At 66.1% G+C, this 20,073-nt stretch carries 16 protein-coding genes; 4 read left to right on the top strand and 12 right to left on the bottom strand.

Features of this window, described 5'->3' with window-relative positions:
* Positions 1-105 precede the first annotated feature (105 nt).
* Entirely contained in the window at positions 106-561 is a 456-nt protein-coding gene (locus VKP01_RS17105; RefSeq protein WP_324414425.1) for a phasin, read from the bottom strand.
* Between the two features lie 258 nt (positions 562-819).
* On the opposite strand from VKP01_RS17105, the gene VKP01_RS17100 reads away from it, so the two are divergent.
* The 3 genes from VKP01_RS17100 to VKP01_RS17090 all read left to right on the top strand — a co-directional run bounded on the left by VKP01_RS17100 (position 820) and on the right by VKP01_RS17090 (position 6,975).
* On the top strand, positions 820-4,134 hold the full coding sequence (locus VKP01_RS17100; RefSeq protein ID WP_324414423.1) for an ATP-binding protein: 3,315 nt from the start codon (positions 820-822) through the stop codon (positions 4,132-4,134).
* Between the two features lie 168 nt (positions 4,135-4,302).
* Complete coding sequence (gene rpoN, locus VKP01_RS17095) at positions 4,303-5,895, top strand: RNA polymerase factor sigma-54 (RefSeq protein WP_324414421.1); 1,593 nt, start codon at positions 4,303-4,305, stop codon at positions 5,893-5,895.
* Positions 5,896-5,952: 57 nt separating this feature from the next.
* Complete coding sequence (locus VKP01_RS17090) at positions 5,953-6,975, top strand: glucokinase (RefSeq protein ID WP_324414419.1); 1,023 nt, start codon at positions 5,953-5,955, stop codon at positions 6,973-6,975.
* Between the two features lie 7 nt (positions 6,976-6,982).
* Here the strand turns inward: VKP01_RS17090 and VKP01_RS17085 are convergent, their stop codons facing one another.
* The 5 genes from VKP01_RS17085 to VKP01_RS17065 all read right to left on the bottom strand — a co-directional run bounded on the left by VKP01_RS17085 (position 6,983) and on the right by VKP01_RS17065 (position 11,730).
* Positions 6,983-7,606, bottom strand: a complete 624-nt coding sequence (locus tag VKP01_RS17085) for a riboflavin synthase (protein ID WP_324414417.1) — start codon at positions 7,604-7,606, stop codon at positions 6,983-6,985.
* On the bottom strand, positions 7,607-8,740 hold the full coding sequence (gene ribD, locus VKP01_RS17080; protein WP_324414415.1) for a bifunctional diaminohydroxyphosphoribosylaminopyrimidine deaminase/5-amino-6-(5-phosphoribosylamino)uracil reductase RibD: 1,134 nt from the start codon (positions 8,738-8,740) through the stop codon (positions 7,607-7,609).
* Positions 8,737-9,249 carry a transcriptional regulator NrdR gene (gene nrdR / locus VKP01_RS17075; protein ID WP_324414413.1) on the bottom strand — a complete coding sequence of 171 codons (513 nt, stop codon included), beginning with the start codon at positions 9,247-9,249 and terminating at the stop codon, positions 8,737-8,739. The genes ribD and nrdR overlap by 4 nt, the downstream gene beginning before the upstream one ends.
* A 13-nt stretch (positions 9,250-9,262) precedes the next feature.
* Positions 9,263-10,579: a serine hydroxymethyltransferase gene (glyA, locus tag VKP01_RS17070; RefSeq protein ID WP_324414411.1), complete on the bottom strand. Its 1,317-nt coding sequence runs from the start codon at positions 10,577-10,579 to the stop codon at positions 9,263-9,265.
* A gap of 383 nt (positions 10,580-10,962) precedes the next feature.
* Positions 10,963-11,730: an SOS response-associated peptidase gene (locus tag VKP01_RS17065; RefSeq protein WP_324414409.1), complete on the bottom strand. Its 768-nt coding sequence runs from the start codon at positions 11,728-11,730 to the stop codon at positions 10,963-10,965.
* Between the two features lie 223 nt (positions 11,731-11,953).
* On the opposite strand from VKP01_RS17065, the gene VKP01_RS17060 reads away from it, so the two are divergent.
* A complete protein-coding gene (locus tag VKP01_RS17060) occupies positions 11,954-12,493 on the top strand; it encodes a hypothetical protein (protein ID WP_324414407.1) in 540 nt (179 codons plus the stop codon).
* A gap of 22 nt (positions 12,494-12,515) precedes the next feature.
* On the opposite strand, the gene truB is transcribed toward VKP01_RS17060, so the two are convergent.
* The 6 genes from truB to rimP form a co-directional block, all read right to left on the bottom strand.
* The gene (truB, locus tag VKP01_RS17055; protein WP_324414405.1) at positions 12,516-13,634 is read right to left on the bottom strand and encodes a tRNA pseudouridine(55) synthase TruB; all 1,119 of its coding nucleotides are present in this window, start codon (positions 13,632-13,634) and stop codon (positions 12,516-12,518) included.
* 68 nt (positions 13,635-13,702) lie between these two features.
* Entirely contained in the window at positions 13,703-14,155 is a 453-nt protein-coding gene (gene rbfA, locus VKP01_RS17050; protein WP_324414403.1) for a 30S ribosome-binding factor RbfA, read from the bottom strand.
* A gap of 172 nt (positions 14,156-14,327) precedes the next feature.
* Positions 14,328-17,159, bottom strand: a complete 2,832-nt coding sequence (gene infB / locus VKP01_RS17045; protein ID WP_324414401.1) for a translation initiation factor IF-2 — start codon at positions 17,157-17,159, stop codon at positions 14,328-14,330.
* 5 nt (positions 17,160-17,164) lie between these two features.
* Positions 17,165-17,917 carry an RNA-binding protein gene (locus VKP01_RS17040; RefSeq protein ID WP_414706603.1) on the bottom strand — a complete coding sequence of 251 codons (753 nt, stop codon included), beginning with the start codon at positions 17,915-17,917 and terminating at the stop codon, positions 17,165-17,167.
* A complete protein-coding gene (gene nusA / locus VKP01_RS17035; RefSeq protein WP_324414397.1) occupies positions 17,898-19,568 on the bottom strand; it encodes a transcription termination factor NusA in 1,671 nt (556 codons plus the stop codon). The genes VKP01_RS17040 and nusA overlap by 20 nt, the downstream gene beginning before the upstream one ends.
* Before the next feature lie 5 nt (positions 19,569-19,573).
* Positions 19,574-20,073, bottom strand: a 500-nt coding sequence (rimP, locus tag VKP01_RS17030; protein WP_324414395.1) for a ribosome maturation factor RimP, incomplete at its 5' end; no start/stop codon positions are given.

Here is a 20,073-nt window from a genome sequence, read left to right as displayed (position 1 = left end):
ACGCAGTTTCATGCGCACCGGCACACGCACGGCGGATGCGCGGTGGCGCGGCGAACAATCGCCGCCGCACCCGGAAATCAGGCGCGCCCGGAGCGCGCGAAAACCTTACTTCTTAGGCTGGGCCGCATCCGTGGCGGCCTTGGTCGCAGCCGTGACGTTCTCCGTCATCGTCTTCGACGCTTCCGCCATCGTCTTCTGCGCATCGGTCATGCCGGCCTTGGCGACTTCGCCGAACTCCGCCATCTGCTTCTGCATCATGGCGAACTGGCTCTGCATGAACTCCGCCTGCAACTTCATCGCCTCGGACGGATCCTTCGCCTTGACCAGCTTCTGGGCATGATCGAAAGCCGCCGTGAGATTCTGCTCGGCATAGCTGAAGGTCTTGTGGCGCATGTCCTTCATGCTGGTGCCGGCGGTCGAGGTGGAGCCCTCGAACGTATCCATCGCCTTCATGGCAGCGGAAACGAAACCATCCATGGCCTTGCGGGCCTGATCGATGCTGCGCTCGGCGAATTCACGCATTTCGGTGGGGACTTCGAGCTTCGGGTTCTTGTCGGTCATCATAATCCTCCTTTGGAACACGGCGTCTGACGAAGACGGAATCATCCTCGGCCCAGCCTGCGGATCCCGTCAACCGATCACCGCGTCCGACCGTGTTATTGCGACGCAATATACACATTGTGCACTGCAAAATCAACCGTCGCGCCGCAAGCTCATTAAGGTTGATGTAAGGTTACGCGCGCTAACAGGGATGCGTTCCGAGTCGGGATCGGTTAATCATTGGTGAACGGAAGCAGCGCAATTATAAGGTGTGGCGGCGTGACCTTCGAAGAGATCGACAAAGCCATCGCAACAATGGCAAGCGATGCGGATCTCGCCCCCCTCCTGGGGTCGAGGGTTCCTGCGCTGGTCTTCGCCGCCGATCCCCTGCGGCTGCTATGGTCGAGCCAGTATACCAATGCCCTCGCCTGCGCCATCGTGATCGCACCTGACGGGCGGATCGATCCCGCCTTCCCGGCGGCGCGGCGCATCGAGGCGCTCGCGCGCAGCGAAGCGCCGATGACGGGCAAGCGTTTCGAGAAGATCCGGTTCGAGACCAGCACCCTCGCCCCGCTGACCACCTGCGCTTTCCGGCGCATTACCATGCCGGACAGCAGCACCGCGCTCATCCTCACCTTCATCGACCGCCTCCCCCAGATACGGCGCCCGGCGAGCGCGGGCCCGGCTCAGGCGCAGATCAGTGAGCCGGGTGGGCAGGATTCACAATCGGCTTCGGTCGAGGCCGTCGAGGCGCAAGCCCCGGAGCCGATTACGGGCCCCGTGCGGTTTTTATGGGAATGCGATGCCGGCGGCGTGATTACGCGCATCAGCGGCGATCTCGCGCGCGCCGTCGGGGCGCCCCATGCCGATCTGGTCGGGCGCAGCCTGAGCGCGATCCTCGATACCACCACACCGGATGCGCTGGCTCACGATCCCAAGGAAATGGTTCTCGACCTGATTGCCCGACGTGAGACCTTCTCGGGGCGGCGGATCTTCTGGAAGGCGCAGGGCGAGACGGCCATCGCGGTCGATTTTGCCGGATTTCCCGCGCCCGGTGCCGCAGGGCGAGCAGGCGCCTATCGCGGCTTCGGCATCGCCCGCCCGGAAATCAGCTGCGCCTGGGCCTCGCTTGTGCGGCAGGGGCAGGACCATCCTGCAAAGGAAAACGACGCCCCGCAGCAACAGCCTGCCGGGGCAATCGCGGAGCCATCCGACCCGGGCCCGCTGGCCAGTCTGGTCCCGCAGCCCGGCGCAAAACCCGAGGCGACGCCCGAGACGCAGGCGGCCACGGTGCCCGTCCCGCCCACGCAGCCCGCGCCCGAACCGGAACCTGCAGCGGGTGCGGCAATGCCGGATGCGCCGGCATCCGCTCACGCCCCGGTTGCAGCGCCCACAACCGCACCGCCGACAACCGCACCGGATCAGGTCCTCCCGCTCACACCGGTCTCGGTGACGGCGGCTTTCGGAGCGGCCACGTTCGATATCACGGCGCTCGGGCAGCAGGGCGCGGCAGATGCCATGGCGGGCTTCGCGACCCGGATCGGCGGGCGCCTCGGCGACGGCGAAACGCCGTTACGCATCGTCGGTGAGGCCGAGACGACGACCGCCACGCCTCCGGCCCGCAAGATTGCCGACCGGGAGATTGTCGACCAGCAGACTGTGATTGGGAAAGATGCGGTCGCCGGGGATGGCACCGTCGAGGAGGTGGCTGTCGAGCAGATGGCTGTCGAGGAGGACGGAGCCGAAACCGCAGCCGCCCCGGAGCCCGCCGCGCCTGCGCCCGCGACGCCGCAAACCGCTGAAGCGGATTCAGCGCAGCCAGACGTCTTAGCGCCCGATACCGTGCAGACGCAGCCACCTGGACCGGCGCCCCTTTCCAGCGAGGAGCGCAACGCCTTTCGCGAAATCGCGAAGGCGCTCGGCGCACGTTTCGGCGATGACGGCTCACCGGCGATTCATGAAGCGGACGATACGCATGGCGGCGCATCAGGGGAAGAAAACGAAGACGCACCCGAAGCGCCCGCGCCGGATGACGCCGCAGCGGCGGGCACGGGCGGCAGCCGCGGCGCCGGATCGGCACCCGTCATCATCACCGCCGCGAATGACCGTACCCCCGATATCCGCACCGTGCTCGATCGCCTGCCCGCAGGCGTCGTTGTCCACAGGGGCGAAGAGGCGCTGTTCATCAACCGCTACCTGCTCGATCTGCTCGGCTACGCGGATCTCGCAAGCTTCGTCGAAGCAGGCGGTCTCGCACGGCTTTTCCGCGCCCGCCCGGCCGCCCTGTCGGAGGCGGCGCAGGAGAGCACTGCGCCGCTGATCATCGCCAATCGCAATGGCGAATCGGTTGCTGTCGAGGTGCGGCTGACGATGATCGACTGGCTCGGCTATCCGGCCAGCATGCTGATGCTGCGCAAGATCGCCGAAACCGACCCGGTCGAGCGCCTGCGTGCGCTCGAAACCGATCTCGCCGCGCGCGAGGAGCGGCTGCGCGAGCAGACCGCGATCCTGGATACGGCGACGGACGGCGTCGTCCTGCTCGACCAGGGCGGGCGCATCCTCTCGCTCAACCGCGCGGCGGAGGCGCTTTTCGGATACGACCAGCGCGAGATCGCCGGGGAGAGCCTGACGCAGCTGCTCGAAACCGAAAGCCATGTCAGCGCGCTGGAATATCTCGCATCCATGCGCGAGGACGCCCTGCGCAGCGTCCTCAATGACGGCTGCGAGGTGCTCGGGCGCGTTCGCCAGGGGGGCGCGATCCCGCTCTTCATGACGCTGGGCAGCTTGGGTGAAGGGCTCGACCGCAAGTTCTGCGCCGTGCTGCGCGACATGACAGCCTTCAAGCAGACCGAGAACGAACTGATCGCAGCACGTCGCACGGCGGAGGCCGCGAGCGCCCAGAAATCGGAATTCCTCGCGCGAATCAGCCATGAGGTGCGCACGCCGCTCAATGCGATCATCGGCTTTGCCGAGGTCATGCTCGACGAGCGATTCGGCCCCGTCGGCAATGAGCGCTACCGCGACTATCTCACCGATATCCACGCCTCCGGCGAGCATGTGATCAGCCTCGTCAACGATCTGCTCGATCTCGCCAAGATCGAGGCCGGGCGCATGGAGCTCAATTTCATCCCCGTGGCGCTCAACGATCTCGTCAATGCCGGCGTGGCGATGATGCAGCCGGAAGCCGCGCGCGAGCGTATCGTGCTGCGCAGTTCCTTCGCCGACAGCCTGCCACCGGTCCTGGTCGATGAGCGGGCCATGCGCCAGATCGTGATCAACCTGCTCTCGAACGCAGTGAAATTCACCGATCCCGGCGGGCAGGTGATTGTCTCGACGGCGCGCGGCAGCGAGGGCGACATCATCTTCCGGGTGCGCGATACGGGCATCGGCATGAACGAGGGCGAGGTCACCGCAGCGCTCGAACCGTTCCGCCAGCTCGCCACCGCACGCAAGGCAGGCGGGACCGGCCTCGGCCTGCCGCTGACCAAGGCTCTGGTCGAGGCGAATCAGGGCAACCTGCGCATCACCTCGCGCAAGAATGAAGGCACGCTCGCGGAAGTCGTGTTTCCGCCGGCGCGTGTGGTCACCGGGTAAGCTGCAAGGAGCCCTTCCCGAGCCCTCCCCCGCTCAGATCATCGCGACATCGACCTCGGCCTTTGACGCGGGCGACGAGACGCGATACGAATCCTCAAGAAAATTATGCAAGAACCATGCCGGAAGGTTGTGCCGCTGCGCGCGGCCTCCGGAACCGACGGGGTATCGATGAGTCTCGCACCGCGCATGGAGCTGCGTCAGGGGCAGTCACTGGTGATGACGCCCCAATTGCTGCAGGCGATCAAGCTGCTGCAATTGTCGCATCTCGACCTCGTCGCCTATGTCGATGCCGAGCTCGAACGCAACCCGTTGCTGGAACGGGACGAGAGCAGCGAGGGCGCGGGGGCGGGCGCTGAAGACGACACGCGCGACGAGACCCGAGAAGGGTCCCGGGACGACTCCCGCGATAACGCTGCCGAGGGTAATGCAGCAAGCGACGATTCCGGCACTTTGGCGGAGGGTGCGCCCGATCCGTGGCTCGCATCCGACATGGCACCGGAGCGCTCAACCATCGAGAGCGCGCTCGACACCTCCCTCGAAAACGTCTTCCAGAGCGAGAATCCCGGCGAGGCGCCGATCACCGGCGGCGATGAATTCGCGCTCTCGCAAGGGATGTGGAGCGGCGTGGGATCCGGCGGGTCCTTCGAGGACGATGAAGGGATGGAGCGCAACCTCACCCGCGAAGCCACATTGCGCGATCACCTGATCGGCCAGCTCGAACTCGCCGTCACCGATCCGCGCGCGCGGCTGATCGGGCAATTCATCATCGATGCGATCGATGAGAGCGGCTATCTGATCGAAAGCGTCGAGGCGATCGCCGACCGGCTGTCGGTGGCGCCAACGCAGGTCGCATCCGTCCTCGCCGTAGTGCAGGGTTTCGAGCCGACGGGGATCGGCGCGCGTGATCTCGCGGAATGCCTCGCGCTGCAATTGCGCGAGCGCAACCGCTACGATCCCTGCATGGAGGCGCTGCTCGCGCATCTCGACCTGCTGGCGAAGCGCGATCTCGCCGCGCTCAGACGGTTTTGCGAGGTCGACGAGGCCGATCTCGCCGAGATGATCGCGGAGCTGCGCGCCCTCGATCCCAAGCCGGGCCGCGTCTTCGGCGGTGCGCCGGCGGAGATCCTGATCCCCGACGTCTTCGTGCGCGCAGCCCACGACGGGACATGGCTCGTCGATCTCAACCCGCAGACACTGCCGCGCGTCCTGATGAATCAGAGCTATTATGCCCGCGTCTCGGCTGCGGCACGGACCGAGGCCGAGAAGGCCTATGTCGGCGAATGCCTACAGAACGCCCATTGGCTGACCCGCTCCCTCGATCAGCGCGCCCGCACCATCGTCAAGGTCGCCTCCGAAATCGTGCGCCAGCAGGATGCCTTCTTCGCCCATGGCGTGGCAGGTTTGCGCCCGCTCAATCTGAAGACGGTGGCGGATGCGATCGGCATGCATGAATCGACCGTCTCGCGGGTTACCTCGAACAAATCGATCGGCACCAGCCGCGGCACGTTCGAGATGAAATATTTCTTCACTGCCGCGATCTCCGGATCCGCCGGCGAGGATGCCCATTCGGCGGAGGCCGTGCGCCATCGCATCAGGCAGATGATCGATCAGGAGGACCCCAAACGCATCCTGTCGGACGATGCCATCGTCAAGGCCCTGCAGGCACAGGGCGTCGATATCGCCCGACGCACGGTGGCGAAATATCGCGAATCCCTGCGCATACCGTCGTCGATCGAACGCCGCAGGCAGAAGGCGCAATAGCGCATCGGGACGCGTTGCCCCTTCACACGGCCCGTGCGCCTGCCGTAATCTGCCCGGATGAGTGAGCTCTCCGCCTTTGCGCACCCCCTCATCGTCGCCGATATCGGCGGCACCAATGCGCGTTTCGCCCTCACCCGCGGGCCGGGCGAGCCGCCGCGTCTCGTGACCAAGCTGGCGACTGCCGCTCATGCCGGTCCGGAAGACGCCCTGAACGAAGCGATCGCTGCCTGTGGGGAAGTGCGCCCGCGCGCGGCAATCATCTGCGCCGCCGGCCCCGTCACCGGGCGCACGGCGCGCCTGACCAATGCGCCCTGGCACTTCGACGGCCCGGCCATCGCACAGGCCTGCGGCCTGGAACAGGGTCTTTTGCTGAATGATTTCGAGGCGGCAGCGCTCTCTCTCGCCTTTGTCGAGGAGGGTGACGTCTCGCCCATCGGTCCCACCATCGTGGCCGGACGCGGCCCGAAACTGGTGCTCGGACCGGGAACCGGGCTCGGCGTCGCGGCTCTGGCGCGTTGCGGCGAGACCTTCCTGCCGCTTCCGGGCGAAGGCGGGCATGTGGGGATCGGCCCGCAGGATGCGGAAGATGACGGCTACTGGCCACGTATCGCGCGCCAGCATGGGCGTGTCACGGCCGAGACGCTGCTCTGCGGTCCCGGCCTGCAACGGCTGCATGCCGCGCTGGCCTCCGATTTCGGCGCAGATGCCAGCGCAGCGGCTGCGACCCCGCCGCCGCAAATCGCGGAAGCCGCGCTTGCCGGCACCGATGCGCATGCGGCGACAACCGCGCGGGTCTTCCTGAAGCTTCTGGCGCGCACTGCCGGGGATCTCGCCCTCGTCCTGGGCGCCACCGGCGGTGTCTTCCTGCGCGGGGGCGTGCTGCATGCGCTGGCGCGGCTGATCGAGCCGGAGACCTTCCGACGGCATTTCACCGGGAAGGCGCCGGTCGATGCCTTTGCCAGGGCCATGCCGCTCGCGCTGCTGCTCGACGATGCGGTGATCCTGCGCGCCATGGCGGGGATCGGCGCCGATCCGCAGCGATTCGCGCTGGCTTACGGCGAGCGGCTGTGGTGCGCGTGAGCGCGGATCAGCTTCCCGCCTCGACCAGCCGCGCGGCATAACGCGCCATCAGGTCGATCTCGATATTGAGCCCGTCTCCGGCCTTGCGTTCGCCCCAGGTGGTGACGGCCAGTGTGTGGGGGATCAGCAGCACGCTGAAACAATTGCCCGAGACGCTGTTCACGGTGAGCGAGGTACCATCGAGACAGATCGAGCCTTTCTCGGCAATGAAACGCGCGAGTTGCGCGGGCGCCTTGATGGTAAAGCGCGCAGTCGGCCCCCATTCGCCTGCGCCGGTCACTTCCTCACGCGCGACGATGGTCGCCACCCCGTCCACATGGCCGGTGACGATATGGCCGCCGAGCTCGTCACCGATCTTCAGCGAGCGCTCAAGATTGAGCGCATCGCCCACCTGCCAGGCCCCCGCATTCGTGCGCGCCAGCGTTTCGGCGGCGACATCCACATCGAACCACGAGCCGCCCTCGCGGTGGCCCTTGTCGATCACGGTGAGGCAGGGGCCGTTGCAGGCGATCGAGGCGCCCAGCGCTATACCGTCGGGATCGTAGGAGGAATGGATGCGGATACGGCGCAGATCCTGCTGGTCGCTGATCGCGGCGATTTCGCCCTTGTCGGTGACGAGGCCCGTGAACATTCACGCGCTCCTTTCGAAGACTGAAAACTGGTCCGGCCCCGCAAATTCTTCCGCGAAAGCCTGCATGCGGTTGCCGATATAGTGCGCCAGCGCCGGCCCGACAGCACGCAATCCGGGACGGTCGAGCTTTTCTGCACCGGTCACCAGCACCGCCTCGTCGATAAGGCCGGCCTGCGCAAGCCCCTCCGCCAGGGCAGGCCCGCCCTCGCAGAAGACGCGGGTGATGCCGCGTGCACCGAGCAGGCGCATCGCCTCGTCGAGCCGCACCCGTCCCGTATCGTCAGCGCCAACCCGCATGACTTCGAGTCCCGCCGCGACGAGCCGCCGTTCGGCCTCGACGGGGGCATCGACCGTGGTGATCACCCAGCTCGGCGGATCGCCAGCGCTCTGCACGAGCCGCGATTCGAGAGCGAGCGAGAGCCCGCTATCGATAACGACGCGCACCGGCGAGCGGGCAGAAAGGCCGGGCAGGCGCACATCGAGGCGCGGATCATCGGCAGCGACGGTACCCGCACCGACCATGATCGCATCCGCATGCATGCGCATCAGATGCACCCGGTCATTGGCGATAGAGCCGGTAATCATCAATCGTTCAGCGTCCGCTGCTGCGGCATAGCCATCAGCCGTACGGGCGAGCTTGACGGTGACGGCGGGACGCCCCTGGGTGACGCGCAAGACGTGCCCGCGATGGCTGCGTGCCGCCCCCTGCGCCTCAATCCCGGTCGTGACCAGCAATCCGGCCTGCCGCAGCAAACCGTGCCCACGCCCGGCGACGCGCGGATCGGGATCGGAAAGCGCCGTTACCACGCGTGCGATGCCCGACGCGATGATCGCCTCGGCGCAGGGCGGCGTCTTGCCGTGATGCGAGCAGGGCTCGAGGGTCACGTAGATGGTGGCGCCGCGCGCTGCGGGCCCGGCCATGTCGATGGCGACCCGCTCGGCATGCGGCCGCCCGCCCGCCTGGGTGATCCCGCGCGCCACGATGACGGGCGCGCCGGAGGCGTAATCGACGATGATCGCACCAACAGAGGGGTTGGGCCAGGTGGCGCCGAGATGGCGTTCGCCCAGAGCGAGCGCAGCGCGCATGAAATGCGCATCATGCGCTTGCGCCAGATCGTAAAGGCGCGGGCTCATTCCTGCTTCCCGGAGGGATCGTCTTCGGCAGGAGACGGTGCGGCATCGGCTATGTCGTCACGCCGGCCCAGCCCGCCGAGCAGTTCCTCGAAATCACGCGCCTCGCGGAAGTTCTTGTAGACCGAAGCGAAGCGCACATAGGCGACATCGTCGATACCCTTGAGCCCCTCCATGACGAGTTCGCCGAGCTTTTCACTGGGAATATCGCCCTCGCTGGTGGCTTCAAGCTGGCGCACGATGCCGTTGAGCATGCGCTCGACGCGCTCGGGATCGACGCTGCGCTTGCGCAGGGCGACGTCGATCGAGCGCTTGAGCTTGTCCCGGTCGAACGCGGCGCGTTTGCCCGAGCGCTTGATCACGAAGAGCTCGCGCAATTGCACCCGCTCGAAGGTGGTAAAGCGCCCCCCGCAATCAGAGCAGACGCGCCGGCGCCGGATCGCGGCCGAATCTTCCGTCGGTCGCGAATCCTTCACCTGCGTATCGAGGCTTCCGCAATACGGGCAGCGCATGGTCGCGCGTGACTCAGCCGTAGATCGGGAAACGGCGGGTCAGCGCATGCACCCGCTCCTTGACCGCTTCCTCGAGCCTGGCATTGCCCTCCTCGCCATTAGCGGCCAGTCCGTCGAGCACATCGACGATCAGACGCCCGACTTCCTGGAACTCGGCTACGCCGAAACCGCGTGTCGTCGCCGCCGGGGTGCCCAGACGAATCCCGGAGGTCACCATCGGCTTTTCCGGATCGAAAGGCACGCCGTTCTTGTTGCAGGTGATGTGGGCACGCGTCAGACAGGCCTCCGCCGCCTTGCCAGTAAGCTTCTTGGGGCGCAGATCGACAAGCATCAGATGATTGTCGGTGCCACCCGTAGTGATGGCGAAACCGCCTTCGGCGATGGTCGCGGCGAGTGCACGGGCATTGTCGACCACGGCCTGCGCATAGAGCTTGAATTCCGGCTGCAGCGCCTCGCCGAAAGCCACGGCCTTGGCCGCGATCACATGCATCAGCGGACCACCCTGGATGCCAGGGAAGATCGCCGAATTGAACTTCTTGGCGAGCGCCTCGTCATTCGAGAGTATCATGCCGCCGCGCGGGCCGCGCAGGGTCTTGTGCGTCGTCGTGGTCGCCACATGCGCGTGCGGGAAGGGCGAAGGATGCACGCCGCCGGCGACGAGCCCGGCGAAATGCGCCATGTCGACAAGGAAATACGCGCCGATTTCATCGGCGATCTCGCGGAAACGGGCGAAATCCCAATGGCGCGGATAAGCCGAGCCGCCGGCGATGATCAGCTTCGGCTTGTGCTCATGCGCGAGCCGGGCGACCTCGTCCATGTCGATGCGCTGGTCTTCAGGGCGGACATTGTAGCCAACCACGTTGAACCACTTGCCCGAGACGTTGACCGGGGCGCCGTGGGTGAGATGGCCACCGGCGGCGAGGTCGAGACCCATGAAGGTATCGCCCGGCTGCAGCAGGGCGAGGAAGACCGCCTGGTTGGCCTGGCTGCCGGAATTGGGCTGGACATTGGCGAAGTTGCAGCCAAACAGCTTGCAGGCGCGCTCGATCGCGAGCTTTTCCGCGATATCGACGAACTGGCAGCCCGCATAATAGCGCCGCCCGGGATAACCTTCTGCGTATTTGTTGGTCATGATCGAGCCCTGAGCCTCGAGCACCGCCTGCGAGACGATGTTCTCCGAGGCGATCAGTTCGATCTCCTCGCGCTGGCGGCCCAGTTCCTGATCGATCGCCGATGCGATCTCCGGATCCACATCGCGCAGGGATGCGGAGAAGAAGGCGTTCGACAGATGATTCGAATTCTGGTCGGCTTTGATCGGGCTTACGCTCATATCATCCTCTCGGTTACCGGTCGTTTCGACCGTCCGGCGCGCAAGGCGCGCACGTGAATTGAGGCGGGCGCGACGGATGCGCCCGTAAAAACCGTTGCGGTACTATCACGCCCCCCGGCGCATTCAAAGCCCCCACGGAGTCGCGGCAGCTGCGCCCTGCGTGAACGGCATGGCTGAAACCCTTTCGCCATGGTTGACGCAGCCCGGTCGCTGCCCCACGATCCTCGAAATCGATACGCGCGGGGGGGACAATCGACATGAACCAGTTCTGGCGTTTTTGGGATCGCCTGGAGATGTGGCAGCGTTTCGGGCTGGCCTTCGTCGTCGGCGTGACGCTGCTGGTCATCGTGCGCACGCTGTTCTGAAGCACCTTTGGCGCCTGATCAGAAAAGCGACCCCTGACGCGGCCTGGCCTCCTGAACCGACTCATCGGCCTGTCCGTCAACCGTCTCCCGGGCAGTCCCGCTGTGCCCGCGCGCCGGTTCGTCATCCGTAACCGGTTCGAGCAGCCCCGCATCATCATTGGCGACCTTGTTGACCCGGCGCGAAACCCGGTCGAGCCGCAACCAGTCATCCGGACAGGGATCGGTGAGCCCTCTGATCCTGTCGAGCGGTGTCTGCGGGTCGAGCCAGGCGGCGAGCCCGGCCTTGCCGAGAATCACCGGCATACGATGATGAATGGCGCTGACGAGGCCGTTCGCATCCGTGGTGACGATCGCGGCCGTGTCGATCTCGCCGCCCTGCGGATCGCTCCAGGTCTCCCAGATGCCCGCCATCGGCATCGGGCCGAGGCTCTCCATGCGCACGGCGAAAGGGATTTTCCGGTCACCCTCGCGCTGCCATTCATAGAACGCATCCGCCAGAAAAACGCAGCGGCGGCGGCGAATTGCCGCGCGGAAGGCCGGTTTCTGCATGATGCTCTCGCGTCGCGCATTGATGACGAGGGGAAAATCCTTCGCATCCTTCACCCAGCCCGGCAGGAACCCCCAGCGCATCAGCCGGAAACGGCGCGCCTCGCCATCCTGCAGCACCACGCCGACGGGTTGGGTCGGTGCGATGTTGTAGCGCGGCGGAAAGTTCGGGGCCTCTTCATAGCCGTAGGCCTCGCGAAAGTGCTCCGGCGGCAATGTAACGGCGAAGCGCCCGCACATGATCATCTCCCGGCTCGTCGAACGGGCGGCAAGCCCGGTCTGTCGCAAGCCCCCTCTGTCGGCTCGGCAGGAAAGCCTGATGCGCCCGCGCGGTCAATGGCATGTGCGATGCGATGACCCGGCATGTGCGATCAACCGGCGCACAGCGTCTCGTCCAACGCGCCGTCAACGCTTTATCAGCCTTTATGGGTCAGCTTGTGGGCTTCAGGCAGAAGAGGTTTGGATGTCGACAGCCGCAGATATGACAGATGATTGCACGCGCCCGGATTCTGCGGCCGGTCGCCGTCGTGCGGCGGACGGCTTGTCGAACGATTACCTCAACCATTTCAACGAAGTGCTGATGCTGGTGGAGATCGCGGCCGATGCGCCCGAGATCGTTGCGGATCTGCAGGATTGGCGCCCGGTTTCCTATCCGGAGTATTTCGCGGCCTCCAATCTGCGCCATGCCCCTGAGGCGGGCGCCGCTTATGATCGCGTCGCAACCGATCGCCGCGCGGCCTTCGAGGAACTCGTCCATGCCATGGACCGCCTCGCCATGACCGCGATCCGCGCCCTGCGCCCGCCCTGCGAGGCCGAAGATGCCGCTCTGGTTGCCGAAGTGACGGCTCCGGCCCTGCGCGCACTCGTCGCCCAGGCCGGCGCCTTCCTCAATTCCGGTGGACGGGACATTCCGGATTCGACTGAGATCGAGGAAGCGCAGTTGGTCATCGACAGGCTGCTTGCGCATGTGAATGCCGATGATGGCCTTCAGGTGATCACCTGACCGGCAAGCCGCGCGCGCCGCTTCAGAAGGCGCCGAGGTGAAACACCCTGTGGGGGATGAATTCGCCGTTCTCGACATCGCCGACCGCGACGAGCGTACCCGCCAGCGAAACGAAGACCTGACCCTCGATCGGCGCGTCGCGCCCGCGCAGGATCACGGACTGGCCGCGCATGATGCGAGTGGCGGCATCGCGCGAGACGGGGATCTCATCGACCTCCTCCAGGGCGGATTGAACCGGCAGGATCAGATCACCGAAATCGATCGGCGCAGTTCCCGCTGCGGCGTCAGTCATGGCCTCGATCTCCGCCGGCGCGACGGTGTCCTCTTCGGTGAACGGGCCGACGCGGGTGCGGCGCAGGGCGGTGATATGGCCCAGGCACCCCAGTTCGCGACCCATGTCGCGTGCGAGCGCGCGCACGTAAGTGCCCTTGCCGCATTCCGCCTCGAACACGCTCCTGCCCTCGGCATGATGCAGCAGCGTCAGACAGTCGATCTCGACGGGGCGCGGCTGCAGCGCGACCTGCTCGCCCTCACGGGCGAGGTCATAGGCGCGTTCGCCGGCGATCTTGATGGCGGAGAATTGCGGCGGCGTCTGCATGATCTGGCCGGTGAAGCGTGGCAGCAGCGCCTCGACATCGGCGCGCTCGGGCACCGCATCAGTGCGATCGACGACATTGCCCTCGGCATCATCCGTATCGGTCTCCACTCCCCAGGTCACGGTGAAGACATAAGCCTTGCGCCCGTCCATGACGAAGGGAACGGTCTTGGTCGCCTCACCAAGTGCGATCGGCAGCAGACCGGAGGCGAGAGGGTCGAGGGTCCCGGCATGGCCGGCTTTCCTGGCATTGAGGCAACGCTTGACCATGCCGACCGCCTGGGTCGAGGTCATACCGACGCCCTTGTCGAGCACAACCCAGCCATTCACATCGCGCCGCTTGGGGCGATCACCCTGACGCTGGCCGCGCCCGCCGCGACGCGCGCCACCGCGTTTGCGGCCCGGCTCGCCCTCTGACTTGCCCTCTGACTTGCCCTCTGCGTTGCCTTCTGACTTGCCGTGACGCCGGCGCGCGCCGGCTGCATCGTCGCGCGGCTGGTCGGGCTGAGCGGAAGGTGAGCCGGGCTGCGAAATCTCGTCAGACATACGGGGGGTTCCTGTGCGGGGTTCCTGATCGGAATTCTGGTGTCGTTTTGCAGTGCGGTCGCTGCGGCTCAATCTCGCAGATCGCCCTCGCCCGGACGCCCTGCCGCGTCGGGATCGTGGTCGTCGTCGGAGGACACGTCGAGATCGCGGCGGACTTCGTCCGTGCGCAGCAGCGCCTCGATGCGATCAGCCTCGTCGAAGGTCTCATCGCGGCGAAAGCGCAATTCAGGGGCGAATTTCAGGTTGACGCGGCGCGCCACTTCGGCGCGCAGCAGCTTGCGATGGCGCTCGAGCGCGGCAAGCACCGGCTTCTCGTCCTGTCCGCCCATCGGCATGACATAGGCCGTGGCGAGTTTGAGATCCGGCGACATGCGCACCTCAGGCACCGTTACGATATGGCTCGCGAGCACATCATCGGAAATATCACCGCGCTGGAGGACTTCCGCGAGCGCATGACGGACGAGTTCGGCCACCCGCTGCTGGCGCTGGGACGGGCCCCGCGATTCGAAACGCTTCGGCATGGCCGCCTCCGCTCCTGATCCTGGTTGTATCCGGGCCGGCCCACGCGTCGCCCACAGGCGGCCTTACGCAATACCGGGGACCGGTCATGATCCGGTGCTGCGGCGGCTCGGACGCCGCATCCGGACTACAGATCATGCCGGCGCGCAATGCGCGCCGACCGATATGCGACGCTTACAGCGTGCGCTTCACCTCTTCAACGGTGTAGCACTCGATCACGTCACCCTTGCGCATGTCCTGGTAATTCTCGAAGGCCATGCCGCATTCCTGTCCGGCGACCACCTCGCGCGCATCGTCCTTGAAGCGCTTGAGCTGGCTGAGCTTGCCCTCGTGAATGACGACATTCTCGCGGATCAGGCGGACATGGGCACCGCGCTGGACATTGCCGTCGAGCACGCGGCAACCGGCCACCTTGCCGACCTTCGAGACGTTGAACACTTCGAGGATCTCGGCCTCGCCCAGACGCGTCTCGCGCAAGGTCGGCGCGAGCATGCCCGACATCGCCGCTTTCACATCGTCCACGAGATCGTAGATGATGTTATAATAGCGGATCTCGGTGCCGTTGCGGGCGGCGAGTTCGCGCGCTTCCTTGAAGGCGCGGACGTTGAAGCCGATGACGATGGCATCCGAGGCTTCCGCGAGGGTCACGTCGGATTCGGTGATACCACCGACGCCGGCATGCACCAGGCGGGCGCTGACTTCATCGTTACCGGCCTTTTCCAGCGCGCCTGCGATCGCCTCGACGGAGCCCTGCACGTCACCCTTGATGACGAGCGGGAATTCCTTGCGCTCTGCGCCTTCCTTGAGGTCGCGCATCATGTCCGCGAGCGAGCGGCTGGTGCCGCCGGTCCGCGCGGCCATGAGATCGCGCTTGCGGCGCGACCGGTATTCCGTGACTTCGCGGGCGCGCGCCTCGTTCTCGACCACGGCGACGCGGTCGCCGGCCTCCGGTGTGCCGTTGAATCCGAGGATCTCCGCCGGCATGGACGGTCCGGCCTCGTCGACCTTCTCACCCTTGTCGTTGATCAGGGCGCGCACGCGGCCCCATTCGGCGCCCGCCACGACGATATCGCCGGTCTTCAGCGTACCGCGCTGCACGAGAACGGTGGCCACGGGACCACGCCCGCGATCGAGCTTGGCTTCGATCACCGTCCCCTCTGCGGGACGATCCGGGTTGGCCTTGAGATCGAGGATCTCGGCCTGGAGCTGCAAACCTTCCAGCAGGGTTCCCAGGCCGTCCCCATTCTTGGCCGAGACTTCGAATTCGAGAGTCTCGCCACCCATGGACTCGACCTGGATGTCGTGCTGGAGCAGTTCCGTGCGCACACGCTGCGGATCGGCCTCGGGCTTGTCGATCTTGTTGATCGCCACCACGATGGGGACACCAGCGGCCTTGGCGTGGCTGATCGCCTCGATGGTCTGGGGCATGACGCCGTCATCGGCGGCCACGACCAGCACCACGATATCGGTGACCTGGGCACCGCGGGCACGCATCGCCGTGAAGGCGGCGTGGCCGGGCGTATCGACGAAGGCGACCTTGCCGCCACTCGGGCTCGTCACCTGATAGGCACCGATATGCTGGGTGATGCCGCCGGCCTCGCCCGAGACCACGCTGGTCTTGCGGATGGCGTCGAGCAGCGAGGTCTTGCCGTGATCGACATGGCCCATGATGGTGACGACCGGTGGCCGCGTGCGCAGCACCTCCGGGGCATCGGCATCGTCGAACAGGCCTTCCTCCACGTCGGATTCGGCCACGCGCTTGACCGTGTGACCCATTTCCTCGGCCACCAGCTGCGCGGTATCGGCATCGATCACATCGGTGATCTTGTGCATCGCACCCTGCTTCATCAGCAGGCGGATCACGTCGACGCCGCGTTCGGCCATGCGGTTGGCGAGTTCCTGGATGGTGATCGTCTCCGGGACGATGACCTCACGCGCGATCTTCTCCTTGGGCTCGGAAGAGCCCTTGCCCGTCAGGCGCTGCATGCGGCGACGGAAGGAGGCGACCGAACGGGTACGCTCGTCATCACCCGAAAGCGCCTTGGTGACCGTCAGGCGGCCTTTGCGGCGATCGTCGGCGCCCTTGGGGGCCTTCGGTGCGGCCGGAACCTTCGCGGCGCCCTTGCGACCACCGCGCGGAGCGTCGTCTTCCTCTGCGGCACGCGCACGGGCAGGTGAGGGCTTGGCGGCAGGGCGGGTCGTTTCCTTGGTCGCCGCCTTGCCGCTTTCTGCAGCCTTGCCGGCTTCTCCAGACTTGGCGTCGACAGATTTCTCCGCCGGCTTTTCTGGTGCAGGCTCGGGCTTTGCCAGATCGTCGAGGCTCGGCGGCTTGCGCATGTCACGCATGGGCCGCGCAGAAGCCTGAGCCGACTCCGCAGGCTCGGGCGCGGCGGGTGCGGCCTTCTCGGCAGCAGGCGCGGCCTGAGACGTATCGGCCTTGGCGGTTGCAGCAGATTTCGCGCTTTCCGCAGCCTCTGCCTCCTGACGCTGACGCGCCTCTTCCTCGGCCTTGCGCGCTGCCTCGGCCTCGGCCCTGGCGCGTGCCTCCGCCTCAATGCGGGCGCGCTCTTCCGCCTCACGGCGCTGGCGATCCTCTTCCTCGCGGCGTTTGGCATCGGCGAGCGCTGCCGCACGGGCATCGATCTCGCTTTCGCTCAGCGTGCGCAGGACGACACCGCCGCCGCGTCCGGGACGCGCCGGCTGGCGCGGCGGAGCAGATTCGCGCGACGAGACGGGCTTCGTCGCAGACGGGCCCGGCGCAGAAGTACGGGCCGCCTCTTTCGGGGCGTCCTTGCCGGCATCCTTGCCGGCATCCCTGGCACCATCCTTGACGGTCTCGCCGGGGCCGACGCTACGCCGTTTGACCTTCTCGACCACGACCTGCTTGGTGCGGCCATGGGAGAAGCTCTGGCGAACCGTTCCTTGCTCGCCACGGCGCTTGAGGGTCAGCGTCTTGGGGGACGAAACCTGAAGAGTCTTGTCGCCCGGGTTCTTCGTATCAGACATTCCGCTCACAATCCTGCGGGTTCGTTATCATCAGGGCTGCGCTCCTCCTCATGAGGGGCGTCAGACATGGCGATGGATCCGCGAAACACGCATAGCCGTCGCCAGCGCTCCAGAAAGCCTCGGCTCCCGGCGCCCGCGACGAGGGCTGCATGTATCACACGAGACCGGCCTAAAGCCAAATCCAAATCGTCACCGGAGAGAAAATCGATCACGGGGATCGTTTCCGCACCGTCACCGAGGCACCGTCGCAGCGCCTGTGCGAGTTTGCGACGCCCGTCCGCAGCAGCTTCCGCCGCATGGATGAGCACCACCACGTCACCGGATGCGATCGCGCCTTCCACCTTGTGGAAGCCCGTGACCACGCATCCGGCCTTGTTGGCCAGGGCGAGAGCCTGGCGAAGATCAATGGCGAGATCGGCCTCGATGCGGTCGGCCAGATCGGTCGGCGCATTCACCGAAGCCTTGAAGGCGCGGGCGAACGCCTTGCGCCGCAAGGCCGCCTCGACCGCATCGCGTCGGGCGCTGACCCAGGCGCCACGCCCGGGCAGACGCTCTTTCAGATCGGGAACGACATCGCCCTGCGGGCTCACCGCGAAGCGGATGAGCTCGTCGGGTTCGCGCACCTCGCGGGTGGCGATACAGGTTCGACGTTGTTCACGACGCGGCACGCAAGCGCCTCCCTCACCGCCTTGCGGCGGCCCTTGGTCATCATGACCGGACAGGCCCGGAAGGGCCCGCTCACCGGTCCGTTTCCACATTCTCTCCGGCGGGGAGAACAGTATCGTCCGCAGCCGTCGCGGCTGCCTCCGTCACCTCTTCCGCCCCGCCTTCATCACCTTCGACGGTCTCGACCTCCTCGGTTGGCGCGTCGATCCAGCCGGCACGGATGCGGGCTTCCATGATCATGCCTTCGGCATCAGCGCGCGACAGATCGAACCCGTCGAGGAAGCCGGCATGGCGCACGGCTTCGGCACCGCGACCTTCCGTATAGCCGACGAGATCATCGGTTGCACATCCGGCAAAGTCCTCGATGTTCTTGACATCGTTCCCGCCCAAAGCAACCAGCATTGCCGTGGTGATGCCGTCGATCTCGCGCAGTTCGTCGGCAACACCAAGCTCGCGGCGTTTGGCGTCGTTCTCTTCCTCGATCCGCTCGAGATATTCCCGTGCGCGGGTCTGGATTTCCTGCGCGGTCTCCTCGTCGAAGCCCTCGATATTGGCCACCTCGTCGACCTCGACATAGGCGATTTCCTCAATTGAGCGGAAACCTTCCGAGGCGAGCAGCTGGCCGACCACCTCGTCGACGTCGAGCGCCTCCATGAACAATTCGGAGCGCTCGTTGAATTCCTTCTGACGGCGCTCGGATTCCTCGGCTTCGGTCAGGATGTCGATATCCCAGCCGGTGAGCTGCGAGGCGAGGCGCACATTCTGACCGCGCCGGCCGATGGCGAGGGAGAGCTGCTCGTCGGGCACGACCACCTCGATACGCTCGCTGTCCTCGTCGAGCACGACCTTGACGACTTCCGCCGGCTGGAGCGCGTTGACGATGAAGGTCGCCTCGTCCTCGGACCAGGGGATGATGTCGATCTTCTCGCCCTGCAATTCGCCGACCACGGCCTGCACGCGCGAGCCGCGCATGCCGACGCAGGCGCCGACCGGGTCGATCGAGGAATCGCGCGAGATCACGGCGATCTTGGCGCGCGAGCCCGGATCACGGGCCACGGCCTTGATGGTGACGACGTTGTCGTAGATCTCGGGCACTTCCTGGCCGAAAAGCTTGGCCATGAATTGCGGATGCGTGCGCGACAGGAAGATCTGCGGCCCGCGTGTCTCGCGGCGCACGTCGTAGAGATAGGCACGGATGCGGTCGCCCGGGCGGAAGGTCTCGCGCGGGATCAGATCGTCGCGGCGCACGATCGCCTCGGCCCGGCCGAGATCGACGATGACATTGCCGTATTCGACGCGCTTGACCTGGCCGTTGATGATCTCGCCGACGCGATCCTTGAATTCCTCGTATTGCCGGTCCCGCTCGGCATCGCGCACCTTCTGCACGATGACCTGCTTGGCCGATTGCGCCGAGATACGCCCGAAATCAAAAGGCGGCAGCGTCTCGGCGATGAAGTCGCCGACCAGCGCACCCGGGTTGCGATGGCGGGCATCCTCGAGCGAAATCTCGATGGCCGGATTGTCGACCTCCTCGACCACCTGCAGGAGCCGCGACAGGGCGATCTCGCCGGTGCGCGGATTGATCTCGGCGCGGACCTCGGTCTCGCTGCCGTAGCGGGCGCGGGCGGCCTTCTGGATCGCGTCCTCCATCGCGGCGAGCACGATCTGGCGGTCGATGACCTTTTCACGCGCGACCGCATCGGCGATCTGCAGAAGTTCAAGCCTGTTGGCGCTGATGGCCATCGAGGTCACTCCTTCGTGGACTTGCTGGCGTTGTCGTTATCGGGACGATCCGGCATCTCGGTCGCATCATCCGTCTCGGAGCCGTCGTTGCCGGCGGCGTCGAATTCTTCGGTTTCATCCGCGTCATCGGCGGTCGGAGCCGTGCCCCGGCGCAGCGATTCGCGAATCAGATCATCCGTCAGGACCAGCCGTGCCTCGCCGATATCGCCGATCGGCAGGCGCGCCAGCGGATCCGCCCCCTCGGGCGCATCGGGCAGGCGAATCACTGCGGTTGCCCCTTCTGCGCCCTCGATCATGCCGCGATAGCGCTTGCGGCCCTCGATCGGCACGGCCATCTCGACCTTCGCCTCGTAACCCGCCCAGCGGGTGAAGTCCTGCGGACGCACCAGCGGGCGATCGATACCCGGCGAGGAGATTTCCAGATGATACGCGCGATCGATCGGATCGTCCACGTCGAGCGCAGGCGACACCGCATGGCTCACGGTCTCGCAATCGGAGACGCTCA

Source organism: Saliniramus sp., from assembly GCF_035311605.1.
Taxonomy (GTDB): domain Bacteria; phylum Pseudomonadota; class Alphaproteobacteria; order Rhizobiales; family Beijerinckiaceae; genus Saliniramus.
Note: the sequence above shows the minus strand (reverse complement) of the source record. Positions and strands in the feature narration are given on the sequence as shown.

Excerpts from the sequence above, each read along its gene's own strand:
- glyA (WP_324414411.1), bottom strand. The coding sequence starts at position 10,579 with ATGAGCGTAAGCCCGATCAAAGCCGACCAGAATTCGAATCATCTGTCG.
- rbfA (WP_324414403.1), bottom strand. The coding sequence starts at position 14,155 with ATGCCGAAGCGTTTCGAATCGCGGGGCCCGTCCCAGCGCCAGCAGCGG.
- nusA (WP_324414397.1), bottom strand. The coding sequence starts at position 19,568 with ATGGCCATCAGCGCCAACAGGCTTGAACTTCTGCAGATCGCCGATGCG.
- rpoN (WP_324414421.1), top strand. The coding sequence starts at position 4,303 with ATGAGTCTCGCACCGCGCATGGAGCTGCGTCAGGGGCAGTCACTGGTG.
- VKP01_RS17060 (WP_324414407.1), top strand. The coding sequence starts at position 11,954 with ATGTCGACAGCCGCAGATATGACAGATGATTGCACGCGCCCGGATTCT.
- ribD (WP_324414415.1), bottom strand. The coding sequence starts at position 8,740 with ATGAGCCCGCGCCTTTACGATCTGGCGCAAGCGCATGATGCGCATTTC.
- nrdR (WP_324414413.1), bottom strand. The coding sequence starts at position 9,249 with ATGCGCTGCCCGTATTGCGGAAGCCTCGATACGCAGGTGAAGGATTCG.
- VKP01_RS17085 (WP_324414417.1), bottom strand. The coding sequence starts at position 7,606 with ATGTTCACGGGCCTCGTCACCGACAAGGGCGAAATCGCCGCGATCAGC.
- VKP01_RS17105 (WP_324414425.1), bottom strand. The coding sequence starts at position 561 with ATGACCGACAAGAACCCGAAGCTCGAAGTCCCCACCGAAATGCGTGAA.
- infB (WP_324414401.1), bottom strand. The coding sequence starts at position 17,159 with ATGTCTGATACGAAGAACCCGGGCGACAAGACTCTTCAGGTTTCGTCC.
- VKP01_RS17065 (WP_324414409.1), bottom strand. The coding sequence starts at position 11,730 with ATGTGCGGGCGCTTCGCCGTTACATTGCCGCCGGAGCACTTTCGCGAG.
- VKP01_RS17040 (WP_414706603.1), bottom strand. The coding sequence starts at position 17,917 with ATGTGGAAACGGACCGGTGAGCGGGCCCTTCCGGGCCTGTCCGGTCAT.
- truB (WP_324414405.1), bottom strand. The coding sequence starts at position 13,634 with ATGTCTGACGAGATTTCGCAGCCCGGCTCACCTTCCGCTCAGCCCGAC.
- VKP01_RS17090 (WP_324414419.1), top strand. The coding sequence starts at position 5,953 with ATGAGTGAGCTCTCCGCCTTTGCGCACCCCCTCATCGTCGCCGATATC.